The organism is Pseudomonas sp. R28(2017) (assembly GCF_002112505.1).
GTDB lineage: Bacteria > Pseudomonadota > Gammaproteobacteria > Pseudomonadales > Pseudomonadaceae > Aquipseudomonas.
The window spans coordinates 84,003-104,049 of the sequence record NZ_NEHW01000018.1 but is presented as its reverse complement, the minus strand read 5'-3'; the positions used below and the strand labels follow the sequence as shown (position 1 = coordinate 104,049).

General features: G+C 64.1%; 19 protein-coding genes. 6 read left to right on the top strand and 13 right to left on the bottom strand.

Going from position 1 to position 20,047, the window contains the following annotated elements:
- Positions 1–73: 73 nt before the first annotated feature.
- The gene (locus tag CAF78_RS24870) at positions 74–562 is read right to left on the bottom strand and encodes an isochorismatase family protein (RefSeq protein ID WP_085677597.1); all 489 of its coding nucleotides are present in this window, start codon (positions 560–562) and stop codon (positions 74–76) included.
- Positions 563–680: 118 nt separating this feature from the next.
- Between CAF78_RS24870 and CAF78_RS24865 the strand changes: the two genes are divergently transcribed.
- A complete protein-coding gene (locus CAF78_RS24865) occupies positions 681–1,532 on the top strand; it encodes a GGDEF domain-containing protein (protein ID WP_085677743.1) in 852 nt (283 codons plus the stop codon).
- 85 nt (positions 1,533–1,617) lie between these two features.
- Complete coding sequence (locus tag CAF78_RS24860) at positions 1,618–1,914, top strand: DUF3144 domain-containing protein (RefSeq protein WP_085677598.1); 297 nt, start codon at positions 1,618–1,620, stop codon at positions 1,912–1,914.
- 3 nt (positions 1,915–1,917) lie between these two features.
- Here CAF78_RS24860 and CAF78_RS24855 read toward each other — a convergent pair whose 3' ends face one another.
- Entirely contained in the window at positions 1,918–3,543 is a 1,626-nt protein-coding gene (locus CAF78_RS24855) for a methyl-accepting chemotaxis protein (RefSeq protein WP_085677599.1), read from the bottom strand.
- A gap of 499 nt (positions 3,544–4,042) precedes the next feature.
- Here CAF78_RS24855 and mtlD point away from each other — a divergent pair, with 499 nt between their 5' ends.
- Positions 4,043–6,217 carry a bifunctional mannitol-1-phosphate dehydrogenase/phosphatase gene (mtlD, locus tag CAF78_RS24850; protein ID WP_085677600.1) on the top strand — a complete coding sequence of 725 codons (2,175 nt, stop codon included), beginning with the start codon at positions 4,043–4,045 and terminating at the stop codon, positions 6,215–6,217.
- Here mtlD and CAF78_RS24845 read toward each other — a convergent pair.
- The 8 genes from CAF78_RS24845 to CAF78_RS24810 all read right to left on the bottom strand — a co-directional run bounded on the left by CAF78_RS24845 (position 6,214) and on the right by CAF78_RS24810 (position 15,002).
- A complete protein-coding gene (locus tag CAF78_RS24845; protein ID WP_085677601.1) occupies positions 6,214–8,178 on the bottom strand; it encodes a heavy metal translocating P-type ATPase in 1,965 nt (654 codons plus the stop codon). The two genes, mtlD and CAF78_RS24845, sit on opposite strands and share 4 nt — an antisense overlap.
- A gap of 37 nt (positions 8,179–8,215) precedes the next feature.
- A complete protein-coding gene (hflK, locus tag CAF78_RS24840) occupies positions 8,216–9,256 on the bottom strand; it encodes a protease modulator HflK (RefSeq protein WP_085677602.1) in 1,041 nt (346 codons plus the stop codon).
- Positions 9,243–10,253, bottom strand: coding sequence for a protease modulator HflC (hflC, locus tag CAF78_RS24835; protein WP_085677603.1), 1,011 nt, complete (start codon positions 10,251–10,253; stop codon positions 9,243–9,245). Before hflC ends, hflK begins: the two co-directional genes overlap by 14 nt.
- Complete coding sequence (locus CAF78_RS24830) at positions 10,250–12,229, bottom strand: protease modulator HflK (protein ID WP_085677604.1); 1,980 nt, start codon at positions 12,227–12,229, stop codon at positions 10,250–10,252. Before CAF78_RS24830 ends, hflC begins: the two co-directional genes overlap by 4 nt.
- A gap of 128 nt (positions 12,230–12,357) precedes the next feature.
- Positions 12,358–12,648: a DUF1330 domain-containing protein gene (locus tag CAF78_RS24825; RefSeq protein WP_085677605.1), complete on the bottom strand. Its 291-nt coding sequence runs from the start codon at positions 12,646–12,648 to the stop codon at positions 12,358–12,360.
- Between the two features lie 39 nt (positions 12,649–12,687).
- Positions 12,688–13,242 (bottom strand): pyridoxamine 5'-phosphate oxidase family protein, encoded by a 555-nt coding sequence (locus CAF78_RS24820; protein WP_085677606.1) that lies wholly within the window; start codon positions 13,240–13,242, stop codon positions 12,688–12,690.
- 60 nt (positions 13,243–13,302) lie between these two features.
- A complete protein-coding gene (locus tag CAF78_RS24815) occupies positions 13,303–14,007 on the bottom strand; it encodes an SDR family oxidoreductase (protein WP_085677607.1) in 705 nt (234 codons plus the stop codon).
- A 101-nt stretch (positions 14,008–14,108) separates the two neighbouring features.
- A complete protein-coding gene (locus CAF78_RS24810; protein WP_085677608.1) occupies positions 14,109–15,002 on the bottom strand; it encodes a LysR substrate-binding domain-containing protein in 894 nt (297 codons plus the stop codon).
- 302 nt (positions 15,003–15,304) lie between these two features.
- Here CAF78_RS24810 and CAF78_RS24805 point away from each other — a divergent pair, with 302 nt between their 5' ends.
- Positions 15,305–16,246: a LysR family transcriptional regulator gene (locus CAF78_RS24805; protein ID WP_085677609.1), complete on the top strand. Its 942-nt coding sequence runs from the start codon at positions 15,305–15,307 to the stop codon at positions 16,244–16,246.
- Here the strand turns inward: CAF78_RS24805 and CAF78_RS24800 are convergent.
- Positions 16,243–17,433 carry an MFS transporter gene (locus CAF78_RS24800; protein ID WP_085677610.1) on the bottom strand — a complete coding sequence of 397 codons (1,191 nt, stop codon included), beginning with the start codon at positions 17,431–17,433 and terminating at the stop codon, positions 16,243–16,245. The two genes, CAF78_RS24805 and CAF78_RS24800, sit on opposite strands and share 4 nt — an antisense overlap.
- A 103-nt stretch (positions 17,434–17,536) precedes the next feature.
- On the bottom strand, positions 17,537–17,899 hold the full coding sequence (locus CAF78_RS24795; RefSeq protein WP_256573975.1) for a tetratricopeptide repeat protein: 363 nt from the start codon (positions 17,897–17,899) through the stop codon (positions 17,537–17,539).
- 159 nt (positions 17,900–18,058) lie between these two features.
- Here CAF78_RS24795 and CAF78_RS24790 point away from each other — a divergent pair, with 159 nt between their 5' ends.
- The gene (locus CAF78_RS24790; RefSeq protein ID WP_085677612.1) at positions 18,059–18,232 is read left to right on the top strand and encodes a DUF2986 domain-containing protein; all 174 of its coding nucleotides are present in this window, start codon (positions 18,059–18,061) and stop codon (positions 18,230–18,232) included.
- A gap of 4 nt (positions 18,233–18,236) precedes the next feature.
- Here CAF78_RS24790 and CAF78_RS24785 read toward each other — a convergent pair whose 3' ends face one another.
- Positions 18,237–18,500: a DUF3077 domain-containing protein gene (locus CAF78_RS24785; RefSeq protein ID WP_085677613.1), complete on the bottom strand. Its 264-nt coding sequence runs from the start codon at positions 18,498–18,500 to the stop codon at positions 18,237–18,239.
- A gap of 493 nt (positions 18,501–18,993) precedes the next feature.
- Between CAF78_RS24785 and CAF78_RS24780 the strand changes: the two genes are divergently transcribed.
- A complete protein-coding gene (locus tag CAF78_RS24780; RefSeq protein ID WP_085677614.1) occupies positions 18,994–19,662 on the top strand; it encodes a hypothetical protein in 669 nt (222 codons plus the stop codon).
- Positions 19,663–20,047 lie beyond the last annotated feature (385 nt).

Here is a 20,047-nt window from a genome sequence, read left to right as displayed (position 1 = left end):
TTCGATAAGGAGGGAGGCCAGGTGCATCGGCGCCCCCATGCTAAACGATGCGCGCCGGCTTTTCGCGGTTTTCTCAGTGGCCCGACTGCGCGATCTCGGCCATCACCTCGGCGCGGGTGGTCACGTTGCCGAAGTGATGCTTCCAGAGGTCTATGCCCAACTTGCCGGAGCGGTCCAGCGATGAACCGACGGTAAGGTCGGTCACCAGCGTCGGGCAGAGCCCGGCATCGAACAGCGCAAAGCCCGCCGCCAGCACGCAGGTTTCGGTCTGCATGCCGCACACCAGCACGCGCTCCACGCCCAGCTGCCTGATATGGGCGAGGGTCTCGGCGGTCTGGCCATAGCCATGCTTGATGAACACCTGGTCCACTTCGACCAGGCACTCGTCTTCGGCGGCCGGATGCCAACCGAGCTGGCGCTGGAACGGTGTCACTTGCTCATCGTGCAATTCGACCGAGGCGATCGACGGAATTTTCGCTGACAACAGACGAATGCCGTCCACCAGCCACTCGGGGGGGCTGAAGGTGGACTGGACATCAACGATGAGCAGAACCTGCTGCATGAACGACTCCTGAATGCGCAAAACGGCCGCGGAGTATATCCGCTTCAACGGCCGCTGGTGGAACCTGCCCGGCACTGTGTATGCTGGCCACGCCGAGCCCGATGCACCGGACGCCCCTATGCCCGTTGACCTGCAAGCACTCTACCCCAAGCTGATCCAGCTGATGCTGGACACCGTGTTCGTGGTCGACCGGGACAACACCATCGTGTTCGTCAGCAATGCCTGCGAGGCGTTGCTCGGTTATCGCGCCGACGAGCTGATCGGCACCCCGATCACCCACTACATGCACCCTGAAGACCTGGAAGCCACGCGGGCCTCGATCATCCGGGTGATGAACGGCCAGTCGCACTGCGATTTCCGCAACCGCTACCTGCGCAAGGACGGCGGCGTGGTGCACATCCTCTGGTCGGCCTACTGGTCCGAAGAGGTCGGCGCGCGCATCGGCGTGGCGCGTAATGTCACGGCGCTCACCCAGGCCGAGCTGGAGTTGCGCTTTATCGCCCACCACGACCCGCTGACCCGGCTGTGCAACCGCTCGCTGTTCAACGAGCGGCTGGCCAGCGCCCTGCGCCAGGAGCGCCCGTTTGCGCTGCTGTTCCTCGACATCAATGACTTCAAGGGCATCAACGATGTGCACGGGCATGCCATCGGCGACCAGGTGCTGTGCGCAGTCGCACGGCGCCTGGAGGACTGTGTCGGCCAGCAGGACACGGTGGCGCGCATGGGCGGCGACGAGTTCACCGTGCTGTTGACCGGCTTGAACTCGGCGGGCGCCGTTGCCGAAAAGATGGCGCAGATCCTCACCGCCATGGCCGTGCCGCTGGCCAGCGCGCAGCGTGCCCTGCCCATGCCGTCCTGCAGCATCGGCGTGGCCTGCTACCCGGCCGACGGCGCAGACATCGACACCCTGCTCAACTGCGCCGACGACGACATGTACCGCAAGAAACGGCGCCGTTCCGTGGCCAGGTAAGTCACCGCCGGTAATGGCTGCCGGCGAGGCACCCACTGTGGCATGCTTTGCGCCCCGCACCACAGGCCCACACAGGTACCCCGCCATGACCCAAGCCACTGACCAGGCATTCTACGACCGCGCCGATGCGCACATCGACCTGGCCAACCAGCAGCTCGACACACTCGCCGACATCGGCAAGGTCAGCGCCTCGATGACCTTCGCCGCCAGCCGCTTCAGTGCCTGGCTCAGCGCCCGCAACTTCAAGTCAGGCGCCGAAATGGCCGCCGCCCGCGAGGACATCCTGAAGTACTTCAGCGAACAGTACCGGATGATGCTCGAAGACAACGTCGACGAGTACATCGAGCAGTTCGACCGTTACGTGCTGGGCAAGGAAAGCTGAGCCTCAGACCCTGAACCGCCCCACCAGCGCCGTCATCTCCCCGACCAGCCCGGACAACGCCTGGCTGGCCTCGCTGGTCTGCTGCGCCCCCGCCGCCGAATAGCTCGACAGCTCCCGGATGTTCAGCAGGTTGCGGTCCACCTCGCGCGCCACCTGCGCCTGTTCTTCTGCTGCGCTGGCGATCACCAGGTTGCGCTCGTTGATCTCGCCGATGGCGCTGTAGATGCCTTCCAGCACCTGGCCCGAGGCCAGGGTGACGTCGAGGGTCGACTGGGCGCGGCTGGTGCTGGCCTGCATCGAGGCAACCGCCGCTTCAGTGCCTTGTTGCACGCGGCCGATCATCTGTTCGATTTCCTGGGTCGAGGCCTGGGTGCGGTACGCGAGCGTGCGCACTTCATCGGCCACCACGGCAAAGCCGCGCCCGGCATCCCCGGCACGCGCCGCCTCGATGGCAGCGTTGAGCGCCAGCAGGTTGGTCTGCTCGGACACCGAACGGATCACCTCCAGCACCTTGCCGATATCCCGCACCTGGCCGACCAGCTGTTCCAGATGGGCGCCGCTGGTCTGGATCTCGCGGGTCATGGCCTGGGTGCCATCGATGTTTTCGCTGACTTGCCGGCGGCTTTTCTCCGCCAGCTGATTGGACTCATGGGTGGCCTGGGAGGTGGTGACGGCATTGCGTGCCACCTCCTCCACCGCCGTGGTCATCTCGGTGACGGCGGTAGCGGCCTGCTCCAGTTCCTGGCCCTGCTGGCGCAAGTTGCTGGCGCTTTCTTCGGTGACTGCGTTCAGTGCGCTCGCTGCGTCGGCCAGTTGCCGGGTGCAGCCACTGATCTTGCCCAAGGTATCGCGCTGGCTCTGCTGCATGCGCGCCAGTTCGTGGAACAGCTGGCCGATCTCGTTGCGCCGGTGCCCGTCGACCGGCACGCTCAGGTCGCCACCGGCAATCCGCTGGAAGTGCCGGCCAGCCTCGCGCAGCGGGTGCAGGACACGCTGTGCAATGAACGCCCAGCACAGGCCGGCAAGCAGCAGTGTCACCGCCAGCAGTGCCAGGCTCAGCAGTTTTGCCCGCTCCAGGCGGCGGTCGGATTCCAGCATGATCTGCTGGCCACGCTCGCTCAAGGCGGCGACCAGTTGCTGGCGCAGCGCCTGCAACTGGCCCATGGCGTTGCCGGCGTCGGTGTTGACCTTGAAGTACTGGTCCAGCGAGCGTTGGCGCGTGGCTTCACGTTGCCCCGCCACCGCCTTGGCGTACTCGGCGAAGGTGGCTTGCAACGCGTTGGCCACTGCGTGCAACCCAGGCTCCTGCACGTTCTCGACAAATTCATCGATCAGCTTCTGGCTCTTGTCGTTCAACTCGACCGAGAGCGCCATGCGTTTGCTCGCGCTGTCGTCGTGGCCGCCCAGTTGCTCGATGAAACCCGAAGACACGTTGGCGCTGGAGCGGATCGCCATCAGCAGGGCATTGTTCAGCCGGTCCGACTGGTGTGCGGTCTGGTCCAATTCGGTGATCTGCTCGTCGCTGCCCAGCGCTGCCCGCCAGGCACTGACGGTGGAAAACAACAAGGTCAGGCTGAACAACAACAGCACCCAGAACATTCCGGTACGGATCTTCAGGTCGGCAAACATGCGGGCAGTACTCCTCTGGTCGTTGTTGGCGCCACTTCTGGTCGAGGTTTCGACGGTGGGTGAGCAGCTATCGGAGTTGCCGTGGCAGGCTTGAGTACGCGAGGCCGGGTTGTGTTCGGTAACCGAACGGATGTTGCTTGCGCCTTGCATCGGCTTGCGCATACGTGCAAGGGTAAAAAGGAACGTCAGTCACCAGAAAAGGAAGAACAGCACCTCATGCTCGGAATCACACGTATCCATCGCTATGTGCGCCCATTGTCTGCCAGCCAAGCTGCAGCCAGTGGGCGTGAATCCAAAGTCGCCCGCCTTGCCTTCAAATTCCTCGCCCTTCTCTGCACGCCCCGCGCCGTACCGCCCTACCTCTGGGTCAAAGCCGAGCGCGCTCCTGTAGATCGCATGCCCCCTACCTGACTGCCCACGCTGCAGTCGACGCGCATCAGCTCGCCATTCAGCCGCTGAAGGCGAAGTGTTTCACGCCAGAAAAAGGGGCAACACCCACATGATCTTGTTTCAGGGCAACACCATTCTCAGCGCCATCTTCGATATGGATGGCACGATGTTCGACACCGAGCGCTTGCGTTTCAAGACATTGAAGCAGGCCTCACTGGAAATCTTCGGCAAAGCCATGAGCGAACAGACGCTGATCGGTTCGCTGGGCCTGAGTGCGAAAAAGGCCGAAGCCCTCGCCAAGGCCCACAACGGCGAAGACTTCCCTTACGCGCAGATCCGTCAGCGCGCCGATGAGCTTGAGCTGGAGCACGTGCGCAATCACGGCGTGCCGATCAAGCCAGGCTTGCTGGAAGTGCTGGAGCGCCTGCGCAAGTCCGGCCTGACCCTGGCGGTGGCCACCTCCAGCCGCCGCGCAATCGCCGAGGAATACTTGATCAACGCCAACGTGCTCAAGTATTTCGACATCACCGTCTGCGGCGATGAAGTCAGCCAAGGCAAGCCGCACCCGGAAATATTCCTGCGGGCGGCTCGCGCCCTCAATTGCGACCCAGGCCAGTGCCTCATGGTCGAAGACTCGGAAAACGGCCTGCTGTCGGCCATCCGCGCCGAGGGCCAGGCCATTCTGATCGAAGACATCAAGCCGCCCGCCCCCGAGGTCAAGGCCGGCGCGCTCAAGGCCTACGGCAGCATGCATGAGTTTCTCGCCGACCTGAGCGAGTGTGTGCCTGACCTGGGCATGCCGGACCTCGCCGAGCCCTTCCCGGCCTCGCTCAACCAGTTCCGTGTCGGCATTCATGGTTTCGGCGCCATCGGCGGTGGTTACCTGACCCAGGTGTTCGCCCATTGGGATGGCTACACCCGGCCATGCGAAATCATCGCCGCAACCCGCTCGCGCATGCTCAGAGAGACCGTTGCCGCGTTCGGCAGCTACAGCGTGCGCTACGGTGCCAGCGCGTTCGACCAGACCCTTGAAAATGTGCGCATGATCGACATGGACGATGAGCACGCGGTGATCGACATGTACAACGCCGCCGAAATCATCGGCCTGAGCCTGCCCGAGCAGGCGATCGCGCAGCAGGCCAAGGTGATTGCCAAGGGTTTGCTGCAACGGTTCGAGCGCCGCGGTCGCGAGCTGACCCTGCTGATCGTGCTGAACAAGATAGGCGGCGCTGCGTTTGTCCGCCGCCAGGTGCAGGCGCAGCTGGCGTTGCTGTGCGCACCGGATATCTGCAAGCAGGTGCTGGAAAAGACCCATTTCGCCGAAACGGTGGTCAGCCGCATCGTTTCCAAGATCAGCAATGACGCGCTGGTGCGGCAATTGCGCATCAAGTCGCAGATGTTTGCGAACAGCCTTGAGGATGAACCGGCACCCGCAGCGCCGACCGCTGAATACCAGCGGTTGATCAGCCGCTTCAGGCCCTTCGCCCAGTCCAGCCATGCCCTGAGCCAGCTGCATCTGGTGCTGTTCAACAGCGAGCCCGACATGCCGCTGTATGTCGAGCGCGGCGGCGATCTGCTGGAGCGGCTGCGGCAGGTGAAAACCGTCACCGACATCACCCAGATCCAGATCATCAAGAACCGCTTGTGGAATGGCCCGCATGCCATCATCTCCTGGTACGCCAGCCTGCTGGGCTACACCTGGGTCGGCCAGGGCATGGGCGACGCCCGTGTGAGCGCGCTGGCCGAGCGCCTGATCCACGAGGAAGTGGCGCCCGCACTGGTGGCCGAGTACCCGCAGATGGCCGAGGTGGTCGAGCGGTTTGCCAATGCGTTTCTCGACCGTTGCAGAAGCTCGTTCAAGGACCCGTGTGCCCGCGTGGGGCGCGACCCGATGCGCAAGCTGCAGCGCAACGAGCGCATCCTCAGCAGCATCGACCTGGCCCGCAAGCATGGCATCGACACGCCGGCCTTGGCCTTGGGTGCGGCGCTGGCCATCCACTATGCGTTGCACTGCAGTGCCAGCAAGGACCGCGAGGCGCAATGGATGAAGCAGCTGTACGACACCAGCGGCAAACAGGTCGAGGCGGTGCTGACTCATGACGGTGATTACCACGGCAAGCCCTATCCGGGGCTGGACCCGATCGATGATGCGCCGATCATCGCCAGCATTGCCGCCAGCTTCCGTGGCCTGCAGTGCCACGAGAGCGCCGAGTGGAACACAGCACCTGCAGCGAACAGCGGATCGGCCAGGCACGAGCCTGGCCCTGACGCCGTGCTCAGCTAGGGCTGCAGCGCTGGAGCCGCGCTGCTCTGCCCAAGCCGTTCGTCATAGCGCAACAGGCGCCCGGCATTGGTCAGTACCAACAGCGTGCTGAGGTTGTGCAGCAGCGCAGCGACCATGGCACCCGCCGCGCCCAGCAGGCCGAAGGCGGCTGCGACGACAATCGCCAAGGTCCAGCCCAGGCCGATCAGTACATTCACCTGGAGTGTGCGTCGGCACTGGCGGCTGAGGCGAATGCAGGTGGCCAGGCGCCGCAGGTCGCCGTTGATCAGCACGATATCCGCTGCAGCCAGTGCGATGTCGGCACCGTTGGCCCCCATGGCCACCCCCACCACACCGGCCTTCAGGGCCAGTGAATCATTGATGCCATCGCCCACCACCAACGGGCGGAAACCCAGCTGCAGCTCCTGGTTGACGTGGTGCATCTTGTCTTCCGGCAGGGCTTCAGCCACCACGCGGATCATGCCGACCTGCGCGGCAATGGCTTCGGCGACACGGCTGCGGTCACCGGTCAGCAGCAACTGGCGCTGCAGGCCAAGCTCGCGCAACTGCTGCATGGCCTCGGCAGACTCTGCACGCACGTTGTCGGCCAGCAGCAGCCAGGCGAGGAATTGCCCGTTCAGCGCCAGCCCGGCAATCGGGCCGTCATGCTCGGGTACTGGTGGCACCTGCATGCCCAACTGGCGGAACAGTTCCGGGCGCCCCAGGGCCGCTTCACCCTCGGCGGTGTGCGCGACCACGCCAAAGCCCTGGCGTTCGTGAATGTCCAGCAGCGCCAGGTGTTGCTCATGCGGCACCTGCGCCGCGAGGGCGCGGCTGACCGGATGGCTGCTGGCTGCGCCGAGGCTGGCCGCAAGGTGGATGATGGCGGCCTGGGGCATTACCGCCGCGGTGTCGACCACGCTACGCAGGCGCAGGTCGCCGTAAGTCAGCGTGCCGGTCTTGTCGATCACCAGCGACGACAAGTCGGCCAGCTCCTCAAGAAACGCCGACCCACGAATCAGGATGCCGTGCCGGGCGGCGACGGCAATCCCCGCCACCGCCGTCGCCGGTGCCGACAGCACCAGCGCGCACGGGCAGGCCGCCACCAGCACGGCCAGCATGGCCTGGGCATCGCGGGTGACGAACCAGGTCACTGCGCCAATCAGCAAGACCAGCACCAGGTAGCGCCCAGCGTGGCGCTCGAGCAGCCGGGTGATGGGCGGCTTGGCTTGCTCGGCGCGCTGCATCAAGGCGATGACCTTGCCCAAGGTCGAGTCATCGCCCACCCGGGTAACTTCTACCCGCAGCAAACCGTCGAGGTTGATCGAGCCACCATGGATATCCATGCCACTGGCCACCTCCAGCGGTACCGCCTCGCCGGTGATGGGCGCGGTATCGAGGCTGGCCTGCCCCTGCAGGACACGGCCGTCAGCCGGCACGCGGTCACCGGCACGCACCTCGACCTGGTCGCCTGGCTTGAGGCTGGCGTTATCGACCTCGCGCACCTGGCCATCGGCATCGATCAGCCGCGCATGGCTGCGGGTCAGTTGCCCCAGCGCGGCAATGGCCTCTTGCGAACCCAGCACGCTGCGTTCTTCGAGCATGTGGCCGAAGATCATGATGATCGGCAGCAGTGCCGCAGTGGCCAGGTCGCCGGTTGCCCAGGCCCCCAGCATGGCCAGAGCGATCAACTGATCGGTGAGGCCATGCAGGCTGGGATGCAGCAAGCTGTACCAGGCCGAGCGCAGCACCGGGATGGCCACCAGCAACGAGGCGCCCCCCAGCAGCAGCTGGCTGACGCCCTCTTGCGTGGGCGCCAGCCAGCGCCAGGCCAGCCCCAGCCCCAGCAAGCCCAGGGCCAGCATCGCCAGGCTCAGTTGCCGCGCGGCAGTGCGCTGTTCGGCCTGCGACAGCAGGCCGGAGGTGAGGTGGGTATGGGCATGGTGATGATGCCCGTGACCATGACAAGAATGAGTACTCATCGCGAGCAGCTCCAGAAAGGGGAAAAAGGCGTGCTACTCATTGCGCAGGGCCCGGCAGGATCATGCGACCGGCGTCATCTTTATTGACGGTGGTGACCGACCCGGCGCGCGCCAGTATCGCCGGCACTCGCTCGCGGTACAGGCGCAGCAGCAACTGCGGATCCTGCTGCTGGCTCAAGCCGACGATCGCCGCGGTAGCGGCCTGGGCACGGGACAGCCGCTCGCTGGCCTCGGCTTCAGCCACTTGCACGGTGCGGTCGGCGGCCTGGGTGGCCTGCTGCAGTTGGCGAGCGGCCTCGTTACGGGCCTTGGCCACAGCCTGTTCGGCCTGCTGGCTGGCGGTGAGCACTGCGTTGAAAGCGCTGACGGCCGACCATGGCAACGACGACTGGATGTCGACCCGCACCACCTCGATGCCCAGGCTGGCATCCGCCGAACGCAACCGCGCCAGGCTGCCATTGATGCCCTGCTGCAGGTCACCACGCAGGCGCTCGCGCTGATCGGCCAGGTGAGCGTCGCCGCCGACCAGTTCCGGGCGCGCGACCAGGATGGCGTCCATGTCGCGCGAGGCGCAGATCTGCACGGCGTTACGCTCCACCAGGCGGTCCAGTGCGGGCTGGACGTGTGGACCCTGGCGCGCGTAGGCGTAAGGGTCAGTCACCGTATAGAACACCCGCACGTCCAGTTGCACGGCCCCGGCATCGCCGGTCAGCAGATAGCCAGAGCCTGCCGTGGCATCGCTGGCCAGCGTGCCGTCCTTGTCTGATTTCTGCGCAAGCTCCGAGCGCAGCAACAGCTCGACCCGGCGTTCGGTCACCCGCGCTGGCGAAGGCAACATCACCACCTGCTCGAACGGCTCAGGCCAGGCCAGCAGCAAGCCTGCGTTCTGGATGCGCTGCTCGGCCCCCAGGCGCAGGACCACCGCACGGTTTTCCGGCCCGACCTGACGCACGTTGCCAAACAGCCAACCCACTGCCGCCAACAGCGCCACCGCGTACAGCGCCAGAAAGCCGATACGCCCCGATTGCAGCCAGGGCCCCGCCGGCAGCCTGGCCGCCAACTGCTCAGTGCTGGCCATGGTCAGCCCCCGCAGGCAGCACCGGCCCCTCGACCAGGGCGCGGAACGGCGCCGCGTCGGTACGCAACACCAGCCGCGTGCCAGGGTTGATGACCGTACCGAGGGTGTCGAGCGAACGCAGCAAGGTGTACAGCTGCGGCGCACCGGCATAGGCCTTGCCGTAGATGTCCGCCGCCTGCACCTGCGATTGCGCCTGGATCTGCGCGGCCTTCACGCTCGCATCGGCCTGCAGGATGCGGGCATCACGCTCGGCGGCCGACTGGATCTCGGCCGCCTTGCGCTTGCCTTCGGCAGTGCGCTCGGTCGCGATGGTCTCGCGTTCGGCACGCATGCGGTCCACCGTGGCTTCAAGGGTGACCTTGGGCAGGGTCAGGCGCTCGATGCCCACTTGCACCACGTGCACCCCATAGCTGTTGATCAGTTGCTGCTCGATCTGCTCGCGCAGGCGTTGCTCGAAGCCATCGATGCGCACCCGGCTGGCATCGACATTGACCAGGTCAGCCAGTTCGAAACCGCTGGCCGTGGTTTCCAGGGCCGAGCCCACCAGGGTGCGGATCTGCCGCGCGGCCTCGTCGGGCTGGTTCTGCACCGCGCGCATGAACAGCTGGATGCTTTGCGGATCGGCCCCCACCTGCCAGGCGACATAGGCCTGGACGATGATGCGCAGGCCATCCCGCGTGCCGACATCCTGCAGCCCGCTTGACGTGGTGCGCAGGCGCAGGTCGACCGGCACGGCGGCCTCGAACGGCACTGGCCAACGCCAGTTGAGCCCAGGTTCGATCAGTACCCGCGACGGGTTGCCGAAGCGCGTGATGACCGTTGCTTCGCCGACACGAACCTGCACGAAACAGGCCGTCGCGGCCATGATCAGCACCAGCAGCAGCGCGATCCCGACACGTAGCCAGGCGGGACGGGCAGGCTCGAGCGTATCGGCATGGTCGTGGTGGTGATCGTGGTCGTGGTCGTGGTCATGACCATGGGCGGTATGGGAATTCACGGGTTACGCTCCTGGTTACGGCCGGATGCGGGTTTGGGCTGCGAAGGGTCGATGGGCGCTGCATAGCTGCGCAGGTCCAGGGTCGGCGCCTGGTTCGCCGCCAGGCGGTGATCGATGATCAGGCTGCTCGCGTGCGCCATGCCTTGGGCCAGCCGCTCCAGGTACTGTTCGAGGATGAACGCCTGGCCGGCCTGCTGCCAGGCGGTGTGCTCGGCATCGAAGCGCAAGGCGCCGGTGTCGGCGCGGCTCTTCGTTTCATGGGCTTCGGCAGTGGCCTTGTCGGTCAACGTGGTGGCGCCCTGCCGGGCTTCGTCAACCTTTTGCACGGCCTGCCCTCGATCACGGGCGACCAGTGCCTGGGCGGTGATCTGCGCTGCCTGCACGGCATGGTAGGCATTGGCTGCACCGGCTGGCGGGTGGATCGCCTCCACTGAGGTCGCCAGCAGTTCCACCCCAGTGTCCATGCGGTCGAGGTCGGCCTGCACCGCTTGGCCGATGTCACGGCCGAGCGCGGCACGTTCGGCCCCCAACAGACCATCCAGCGAACGAACGGCAAAATCGTGAACCAGCACGCGGTTGGCCACGCTGCGCAGCAGTTGCTCGACGTCAGCCGTGTGATAGGCCGCCGCCAGGGCAGCCGTGTCGCTCAGGCCGATACGGTAGATGAAGCGCACATCCATGTTGACGATCTGAAACCCCTGGCGCCCGCCATCGGCACCGGCAATCACCTGCGAGTTCTCGCTCAGGTGAGTGGCGTCCCACAGCCGGTTGGCCGTTGCCGGCGGCGCACCGTCGGCAGCCGCCAGGGGCTCGCTGACACCCTCGGCCGTTGTGGTCGCCAACTCATGGATGATGCTGTTGTCCACCCACAGCACCTTGCCAAAGGGCCAGGGCAAGCCGGCATGCAAGCCCGGTGGATATACCGCCACCGGGTTGCCAAAGCGTTCGTAGACCCCGCGATTGTTGGTCGGTACTTCGACGATGCCGGTCAGCAACCAGCCGACCAGCGCCACCAGTGCTGCCACCGGCAGGAACGCCCGACGCATGAAGGCGAACGCCCACACCTGACGCAGGTCGATGCCCAGGCGCTGGTGCAGTTCATCCTGCAGCACGGCCAATGGCCGCGGTGGCCATTGCAGGAGGTCACCCGCCAGGCTACGTGCCACCAGTGCCGGCTCTTCACCCGGGCGCACGGGGCGGAACATCGCCAGTACGGCGCGTATCAGCAGTTCCAGCGCTGCCAGGCCAGGCAGCACACCGATCAGCACCGCCAGGCGGGCCGGCCACAGCCGCTCGCCGTCGACACAGACCAGGCAGGCAATGGTCAGCACCTGCACGGCAATGACCAGCCGCAATGTCGCGGCAAGCGCCTCGGCCTCGGGCCAGGTCGCCTCGCTTTCAGCCATCAGGTGGCGCTCGAGCACAACCAGGCTGAATGCGAATACGGCCAGCAGGCCGATGGCAAACCAGGTCACTTGCCCGGCTACCGCCGGGGTCGGCAGGTCAAAGCGCCAAGCCCCCCTCACCAGTAGCAGTGCCAGCCCCGCCAGGCCAACCAGCCAGGGTGTTTCTGCGCCCAGCCTGTGCCATTGCCGGCGGCAAGCGTCGGCTACCTGCCGGCACCAGCGATCGAAACGGCTGAGCGACTCAGGCTCGACAGTGTCGCCGGCAGCGCGCCAGAACATCAACGGGACGGGCACCTGGCCCATGGCCGTCGCACGCCAGCTGGCCACCCGCCAGGCCGACTGCGCGGCGCCCGCCAGCAGCAACAGCATGGCGCCATTGACCGCGAGCAGGACCAGCCAGTACGAGTCAGGGCTGAACAGCCCGATCAGCCCCTGCATGACCGCCAGCAGCGATGCGCCCGCCAACACCAGGTACATCAGCAACATCAACTGGCGCGCATGAACCCTTGCACGCTGAAATCGCGGTAAACCATCGAGGTCGGCGGCCTCGGTGTCTAGATCGACTCTCATTAGGACTCCAGGAAATACCAGGCTTCGCTAGTCATGAGCCGAACGAGCTGACGGCAACCGACGACGAGCGGCGTAACGTTATAACGACAAACGTAAAAAAATTGTCGCAAAACGTAAAAACCGCTGAATCAGTTCAACTCGCCTTCGATGATGATCAGTTCGCGACGATAGGCGCGCAGCGCCCACGCCTTGGCTTCGGCATACGCCGGGTCTTCGTAGCACGCCTTGGCCTGGGCGTAGCTTTCGAACTCGACAGCCAGTACCCGCGTACTGCTGTGCGCCTCCACCAATGCCCCCGGCGCCAGGCGTTTGAGCGTTGCGCCGTACTGCTCGGCGATGGGGCCCCACAACCGCCCATATTCTTGCTGGGCCTGGGTATCGGTGACGTCAGCCCCCAGGATGATCCAGTAACCTTTCATCTATCAGCCCTTCTTCTGTTGTTGGTCGGTACATTGATTTCAAGGCGCCAGCCAGGCAGCTTGCCAGTCGCCTTGCCGGCGTTCGAAGCGCGCGCGCTGCTGAACGGGCTGTGCAAGGTCCAGCCACTCCAGGGCCGTGGCCTCGATTCGCATCATTGCAAAGTGCTCGAAACCATCCGCGGTGGTTGCACGAGCGCTTTCAGAGCTGTCAATCACCTGCCCCGGTACAGCGCCATGGCGGAACAGCGCCTGGGTCTTGTCACGTGCCGCACACCAGCAACGCTGAAGCTGCTCGGCATCGTCCACCAGCTTGGCCAGCCCCTGCAGGCGAACCTGCAGCACGCCGCAAGGGCTCAGTGCGGTCAGCGCCACCCGTGGCTCAGCGGATACCTGAGCGCACTTGGCCGAACGTTTGTCCACGTAGAAGTACAAGGCACCCGCACCGGCATCGACGCTGCGCAGCACCACCGTGCGAGCGTCCGGCCAGCCATGCGCGTCCAGCGTAGCCAGCTGCATCAGCCTGAAAGGGTTGCGTACCGGCCCGACCGGGATTGCCAACTGCGCCCAGATGCGCTGGAGCAGATCGTCCAGCATGGAAAACTCCCTGATCCACGAAATGAAGGCCGCAGCCACCCAGGCTACGGCCACGGATGATCAGACGCTGCGCGTCACGCCGCCATCGACGCGGATGTTCTGCCCGGTGATGTAGGCGGCACCGTCACTGGCAAGGAAGGCGATGGTGGCGGCAATCTCTTCGCTGGTGCCATAGCGCTTGAGCGGAACGCTGTCGCGGCGCTGCTCGGTGGCCGGCAGGCTGTCGATCCAGCCTGGCAGCACGTTGTTGATGCGCACGTTATCGCCGGCGAAATTGTCGGCGAAGATCTTGGTGAAGGCGGCCAGGCCCGAGCGGAACACCGCCGATGTGGGGAACAGGTCGACGGGCTCGAAGGCCCAGGCGGTGGAGATGTTGATGATCACCCCGCCCTGCTGCTTTTGCATGTACGGCGTCACCAGCCGGGTCGGGCGGATGACATTGAGCAGGTAGGTGTCCATGCCCTTGTGCCAGTCCTCGTCGCTGATCTCCAGGATCGGCGCGCGCGGGCCGTGGCCAGCGCTGTTGACCAGCACGTCGATGCGCCCCCACTTCTCGACCACGGCATCCACCAGCCGCTGCAGGTCTTCGACCGACTGGTTGCTGCCGGTGACGCCGATGCCACCGAGTTCGGCCGCCAGCGCCTCACCCTTGCCCGAAGAGGACAGGATGCCGACCTTGAAACCATCAGCCGCCAGCCGACGTGCCGCTGCCGCGCCCATGCCGCTGCCACCGGCGGTGATGATTGCCACTTTTTCTACAGACATGTTGCCTCCTTCGTTGATGGAACTGCGCTGTTGCGAGTGTCATCACACTAGCAGCGATCCGCGGAACGAGAGAGGCAGGTAAAGTTCGCCTAGCCAGTAGATTATCTTTCGCCTACCTGGCCTTTTAGCCATGCCCTGACAAGGCCCAGCGCTGGCGCCTCCTGCGCCTTGCGGGGCCACACCAGGTAGAACGCCTTGTCCAGCCGCAGCTGCTCGGGGAACACCTGCTGCAGCCTGCCAGCGGCGATGTCATCCTTGACGAAGGCGTAGCTGGCAAGGGTAATGCCCTGCCCGCCAATGGCCGCGTCGATGGCCAGCGATGCCTGGTTGAAGCGCACGGTCCTGGACATCGGCTTCGGATGATCAGGAAAAAAGGCCGCCGTGAACTGCGGCCAGAAGTTGTGCCCATCGTGCAAGGCGACATAACCCTGCAAGGCGGCAAAGCTCTCTGGCTTGCCCATTGCAGCCAGCAATGCCGGGCTCGCCACCGCGACGATGCGCTGCTCCATCAGCAGCTCGACATTCAGCCCGCCACCGAACGGCGGTTGCCCGTAACGCACGGCGATGTCGACGCCATCGGTATGGAAGTGCGAGAGACGGTCGCTGGCCAGCAGCCGCAGATCGATGTCGGGGTGGGCCTCGGCGAAGTGGCCGAGCCTTGGAATCAGCCATTTCGATGCAAAGGTCGGTGTCACGCTGACCGTCAGCTGGGACGGTGCCGGGCGCAACAGCCGGGTGGCTTCGTCGATCATCACCAGGGCGCTGCGGATGCTCGCCGCATAGCCACGCCCGGCATCGGTCAGGCCTACGCCCCGCGGCAGGCGCTCGAACAGGCGCACCTGCAGGCTGGCTTCCAGCCCGCGCACCTGCTGGGCGACGGCGGCCTGGGTCACGCCCAGTTCCTCGGCGGCGAGGCGAAAGTTCAGCTGACGCGCGACCACTTCGAATACACGCAGCGCATTGAGTGACGGCAACCCGGGGAAACCTGCAGGCATGGGAATGGAATTTCTATCGGCCAAGGTCTTGCGAGGCTACCGCCATCACCGTGGGTTTGGAAGCGCTGCCGCTCGCCGATCCATCGCAAAGGCCCCGACTAGGGGTATTCTGCCCCCGAGGCTGGGTTTCAGGGTTTGCAACGCCAGTACAGGGTGACCGCCACCCCATCCACGGCCAGCACGGTCGCGACAACGAAGTACATGAAGTAGTGGTCGTGCATGAGCATTGGCCAATCCCCTGCCAGGTCAGGTTTACAGCATTGCGAGCAATTCCTGTTCCAATGGCGCACAAGGAGCAACGAATGTTTTCATCTGAACGGCTGAAGGGCCTCGACGTGTTCGTCGCCGTCGCAGACCTGGGCAGTTTCACTGCAGCAGCCGAACGGTTGAACCTCACCGGGTCTGCGGTGAGCAAGAGTGTGGCGCGCCTCGAGGAACGCCTGGGAGCAAGGCTGTTCAACCGCACTACCCGCACCCTGGCGCTGACCGATGCGGGTGTCACCTTCTACCGTACCTGCACGTCGGTACTGGCCGACCTGGAACAGGTGGAACATGCGCTCAGCGCGCAAGGCGACGCGCCCCACGGCAAGGTGCGGATAGACCTGCCAGCCTCCTATGGCCGGTTGCATGTGCTGCCGCTGATCCTGGATTTCATCCACCAGCATCCGCTGCTGCAACCGCACATCTCGTTTACCGACCGCTTCATCGACCCGGTACACGAAGGCATCGACATCGTCGTGCGCATCGGCGGCCCGGATGCCTGGCCAGCTGGCCTTGGCCACCAGTATTTCGGTGCGCAACGCCTGATCTTCTGTGCCTCACCCGGCTACCTTGCACAGCACGGTGCCCCGCAAAGCGCGCGTGATCTCGATCAGCATCACTGTGTCGGCTATGGGCACGGCGACGGCCAGGTCAGCCCATGGTTCTTCAAGGGCCGCCAGCCGGGGGAGATGGAGCGGCGCACGCTGCAGGCGCGTATCGCCGTCGGTGATGGCGAGGGCGAGGTAGCCGCCGTGCTCGCCGGGCATGGTATCGGCCAGCTGCCGACCTGGCTGACCCAGCGGCACCTCGACCAGGGCACACTGGTCGAGGTGTTGCCCGAGCTGGCAACGGACGGCCTGCCCATGAACCTGGTATGGCTGAAAAGCCGCGAGAACCAGCCCAAGGTGCGCGCACTGCTGGACTACCTGCTGCCAAGGCTGACACCCCATGGCAGCCAGCCTGCCGATAGCAGTCGGCTCTAACGCTCAGGCGCGAGGTTGCGAACCGCCAGCGCCAGCAGCAGCGCGAGCACCGCTACGGCAGCGGCCATGTAACCGAGGTAGCCGATGCCCAGGTTCGACAGGGTCATGCCGCCGACGATGGCGCCCACGCCAATGCCGGCATTGGCCGCCGAGACATTGGTGGTGCCCGCCAGCGCCTGTGCATGGCTGACCGAACGCATGACCCGCACCTGGCTGACCGGGTAAAGCGCGGTATTGGCGATGCCCCACAGCCCGAGCGCAACACAGAACAGCCAGCCGCCCTGGGCCAGCGCAGCCGTCGCGGCCATGCCCAGGGCCAGCAGCACAAGGAAGCCGAGGGTCGCGTTGATCGGCGAATGGTCGACGGCCTTGCCGCCAATCCAGTTACCCACCAGGCCAATGGCGCCGAAGCCCATCATCCACCAACCAACATCAGCCGGGGCTACGCCTGCGGTACGTTCGAGGATGTCGGCCAGGTAGGTGTAAGCAATGAACATGGCACTGAACACCAGCACAGAGAGCAGCACGTTGGCCAGGAAACAGGGCTCCTTGAAGATCCGCGCCTGCTTGAGGAAATCCACCTTTGCCGTGCGCGCCACGCTCGGCATGTACACCCACATGGCCGCCGCCATGATCAATGAAAGCCCGGCGAGCAGCCAGAACGCCCCGCGCCAGCCGATCGCACTGGCCGCCACGGTACCCAGCGGAATGCCCAGCAGCATGGCTGCCGAGATCCCCAGGTAAACCCTTGAAATGGCTTGCCCCGCTCGCTGCGGCCCGGCCAGTTGCGCGGCGGTCTCACTGGCTGTGCCCCAGAACACCGGCAAGGCCAAGGCAGGCACCACACGGGCCACGGCCAGTACCCAGAAGCTGCTCGAGGCGGCGGCAACGGCGTTGGCGGCGGCGAACAGCAGCAGGATCGCGATGAACAGTTTTTTCCGCTCCAGGTGCGACAGCGCCGCCGTCAGGGGCGGACCGAAGATCATCACGGTGAAGGCGAACAGCGTCACAAGTTGCCCGGCAACGGCAACCGAAATGTCCAGGTCCCTGGCCAGCGCGGGAAGCAGACCGACGATCAGGAACTCGGTGGTGACGATGAGAAAAGCGGAAAAGGCCAGGATCGCGATGCTGATTCCTGCGCCTTTGGAGGTGGAAGCAACCGGTGCGGTTGTTTCGTAGGCAGACATTGGCAAGCTCCGATTAAAGGCCTGCCAGTTTATTCATTCCAAAACACAGGATTATTGGCGAATTGTCATGTATCGATGGAATTCAATTCATCAATGTTCCCTGTTATCGAGATGCAGGCACCCAGCCAGAACCCCGGGCCTTTTGCGCGGCCTGGATCAGCTGGTAGTTGCGATTGCGCAGCGCGGTGTTGCTGCCCACCCGCTGATTGGAGCGCACCGCCAGCACTTCAGCCTGGTCATACTGCCCCTGTTCCAGGCGCAGCACGCCCAGGTAGTGCAGCGTGGCGGGGTTGTTCGGCTGGATCTGCAGCGCACGTTCCAGCGTGGCGGCGGCCTGGTCCAGCTTGCCTGCTTCATACTGGCGCGAGGCGGCCTCGATCAGCTGGGTCGAGGCTTTGTTGCTGCGCGCCGGTGCCGAGTAGGAACCTGCCAGCACGCCTTGGCAGGCGACGGCGCTGAACAACATGAGAACTGCTGACAGCAGGCGCTGGCTTGGCATGGAGGTGAGCGCTCAAAAGGTCTGGGGAATCATCAGGTGAATGCAGCGAGAGGCTACAGACCGGGCCCGCAGCATGAAGTTCCCGAGGTACAATGCGCGACCTATGCTGCACATCAGAGATGGACGATGAACCGCCAGAAAAAACTCAAACAGCTGCTCAAGGCCCACCAGAAAAAGGCCAATGCCAAGCTGGCGCCCAAGAGCAACAAGCCTAAGTACATCAGCAAGGCCGACCGGCTGAAGCTTGAAACCGAGGCCAATGCCACCACCGGCTCAGATAGCCCAGACCTCAAGCCTTAGTTGCTCATTGCGTCATGCCGAGCTCGGCATCGTCCATCAGCGCCTTGGCCATCGCACTCAGATAATGCGAGGCCCAGATCATCATCGGCTTCTCGTCCATCAGACCGAGGATGGTCAGTTCGCGCACATAGCCCATCAGCTCAGAGGCTTGCTCGCGGGCATCGCGGCAAGGGATGCCGGGTTCGATGCGGAAGAGTGGGTGGGTCTGGTTTTCACCCTGGAAAAAGGTGGTCTTGCCGACGGTGCATTGGGTGTCGTCTGCGGTCATTGGTAAATTTCCCTGAAATCACTATTGCCTGGTCGGGCCCTTTCGCGGGCACGCCCGCTCACACAGGGATCGCCGCAGGCCTGAAGGCTTGCGCTGTACCTGTGGGAGCGGGCGTGCCCGCGAAAGGGCCAGACCAGTCAGCCAATTACTTGAGCCTTAGTGCAAAGTTCGAGGCACACTGGGCATCTGCACCTGGATCAACGCGGATTAAAGCAAAGCCCGCAGCGCCTCCAGCTCATGCATCGATGTCAAACACTCGGGAGGCAGCTGTACATGGGTTGACAGACCGGCGGACTATGCAAGTTCCGGCGCACGCAAGATCTGATTTTTTCTAAACGGTTTGTATACGCGTGGCATACCGCTCAGCCTTCTACTATGCCCCCGGACCTGAGGCGTCTTGGGTCGGCTTCGCATGAATGTTCAGATTGAGCGGTACAAACCCGACTGATAGCATGTAGCCATCAATCTCGATGCTCATTCAGGAAGGGAATCCATGTCAAAGAAAGTTCTTGCTGCAGTGCTGGCCGCCATGGGGATGTTCACCGGCATGCCGAATGCGGCGGCTGAAGACAACCTGTTCAAAAAATATGCTTATGACACGCCGATTGCCAAATACACCAAGGCTGCAGGCTATTACGACTGTTCGACTGACATAGGCGCTACCGCACGATGCCTGGACGATGTGGATTTTCTGGATCAGAAGTTCACAGCGGCCCTGATTTTCAGTGGTGACCAACTGACGTTGGTTTCGCTGATTGCACCCTATGATCGTGACCTGTTCGGTCGCGCCATTGGCGCTCTTTCAAAAACATTTACCCTGGTGTCGCTCGCTGACGGGAAATCCGTGCTGGATCTCGTTGAGCTCGCGGGCAAAGCAAAGAACAAGGATGAATACACAGGCACACTCACGAACTACGAGAATGTTGCGTTGACCGCCAACGATTTGACCTATTCCTTTGTTGAAGGGCTCACCCCGGCCAAGGCCAAGGGGGCCACCAACGTCCATAGTTTGATGAATTCAGCGCCTGCCAACATCAGGGGCGCTGATCTGATCATCTCTGGGGAGGGTGACGAGTCCACCATCATCATTAAGTTTTCTTTCCCGAAACTGGATGAAAACAAGCTTGTTCAACAACTCAAGAAGCCAGTCGAGTCGTTCTGACCTCGTGCTTCCATTTGGGTTGAGCCCCGCGATAGCGGGGCTTCCGGTTTTCACAGAGCTGCATCCTTACAACCGCATTTCGAGTGGCCAGGGCAGCTGAATCGCCTCGAGTTCGATAACGGCGAATGACCACTATTGGCCGAAAGCTGTCCTCCGGGTTTCGTGAGCGCGACGCGCACTCTGTGGGAGCGGGCGTGCCCGCGAACACCGGCGCAGCCGGTGCCAGTCTCCGCGTTTGATTCTTCGCGGGCGCGCCCGCTCCCACAAAGATTGCTGTTCGGCTCACCGGCAGCAATAGGTCGAAAGCGGTCTGTCGCGAACGGTAACTTGCGACCCATTCAGACACCTGACTGTAAGGGCCGCTTCGCATTCGCCGGCAGCGACT

Excerpts from the sequence above, each read along its gene's own strand:
- CAF78_RS24845 (WP_085677601.1), bottom strand. The coding sequence starts at position 8,178 with ATGAGTACTCATTCTTGTCATGGTCACGGGCATCATCACCATGCCCAT.
- CAF78_RS24825 (WP_085677605.1), bottom strand. The coding sequence starts at position 12,648 with ATGAAAGGTTACTGGATCATCCTGGGGGCTGACGTCACCGATACCCAG.
- CAF78_RS24830 (WP_085677604.1), bottom strand. The coding sequence starts at position 12,229 with ATGAGAGTCGATCTAGACACCGAGGCCGCCGACCTCGATGGTTTACCG.
- CAF78_RS24820 (WP_085677606.1), bottom strand. The coding sequence starts at position 13,242 with ATGCTGGACGATCTGCTCCAGCGCATCTGGGCGCAGTTGGCAATCCCG.
- CAF78_RS24780 (WP_085677614.1), top strand. The coding sequence starts at position 18,994 with ATGTCAAAGAAAGTTCTTGCTGCAGTGCTGGCCGCCATGGGGATGTTC.
- CAF78_RS24785 (WP_085677613.1), bottom strand. The coding sequence starts at position 18,500 with ATGACCGCAGACGACACCCAATGCACCGTCGGCAAGACCACCTTTTTC.
- CAF78_RS24790 (WP_085677612.1), top strand. The coding sequence starts at position 18,059 with ATGAACCGCCAGAAAAAACTCAAACAGCTGCTCAAGGCCCACCAGAAA.
- CAF78_RS24855 (WP_085677599.1), bottom strand. The coding sequence starts at position 3,543 with ATGTTTGCCGACCTGAAGATCCGTACCGGAATGTTCTGGGTGCTGTTG.
- CAF78_RS24860 (WP_085677598.1), top strand. The coding sequence starts at position 1,618 with ATGACCCAAGCCACTGACCAGGCATTCTACGACCGCGCCGATGCGCAC.
- CAF78_RS24815 (WP_085677607.1), bottom strand. The coding sequence starts at position 14,007 with ATGTCTGTAGAAAAAGTGGCAATCATCACCGCCGGTGGCAGCGGCATG.
- CAF78_RS24795 (WP_256573975.1), bottom strand. The coding sequence starts at position 17,899 with ATGTTGTTCAGCGCCGTCGCCTGCCAAGGCGTGCTGGCAGGTTCCTAC.
- hflK (WP_085677602.1), bottom strand. The coding sequence starts at position 9,256 with ATGGCCAGCACTGAGCAGTTGGCGGCCAGGCTGCCGGCGGGGCCCTGG.
- CAF78_RS24870 (WP_085677597.1), bottom strand. The coding sequence starts at position 562 with ATGCAGCAGGTTCTGCTCATCGTTGATGTCCAGTCCACCTTCAGCCCC.
- CAF78_RS24805 (WP_085677609.1), top strand. The coding sequence starts at position 15,305 with ATGTTTTCATCTGAACGGCTGAAGGGCCTCGACGTGTTCGTCGCCGTC.
- CAF78_RS24865 (WP_085677743.1), top strand. The coding sequence starts at position 681 with ATGCCCGTTGACCTGCAAGCACTCTACCCCAAGCTGATCCAGCTGATG.
- CAF78_RS24810 (WP_085677608.1), bottom strand. The coding sequence starts at position 15,002 with ATGCCTGCAGGTTTCCCCGGGTTGCCGTCACTCAATGCGCTGCGTGTA.
- mtlD (WP_085677600.1), top strand. The coding sequence starts at position 4,043 with ATGATCTTGTTTCAGGGCAACACCATTCTCAGCGCCATCTTCGATATG.
- CAF78_RS24800 (WP_085677610.1), bottom strand. The coding sequence starts at position 17,433 with ATGTCTGCCTACGAAACAACCGCACCGGTTGCTTCCACCTCCAAAGGC.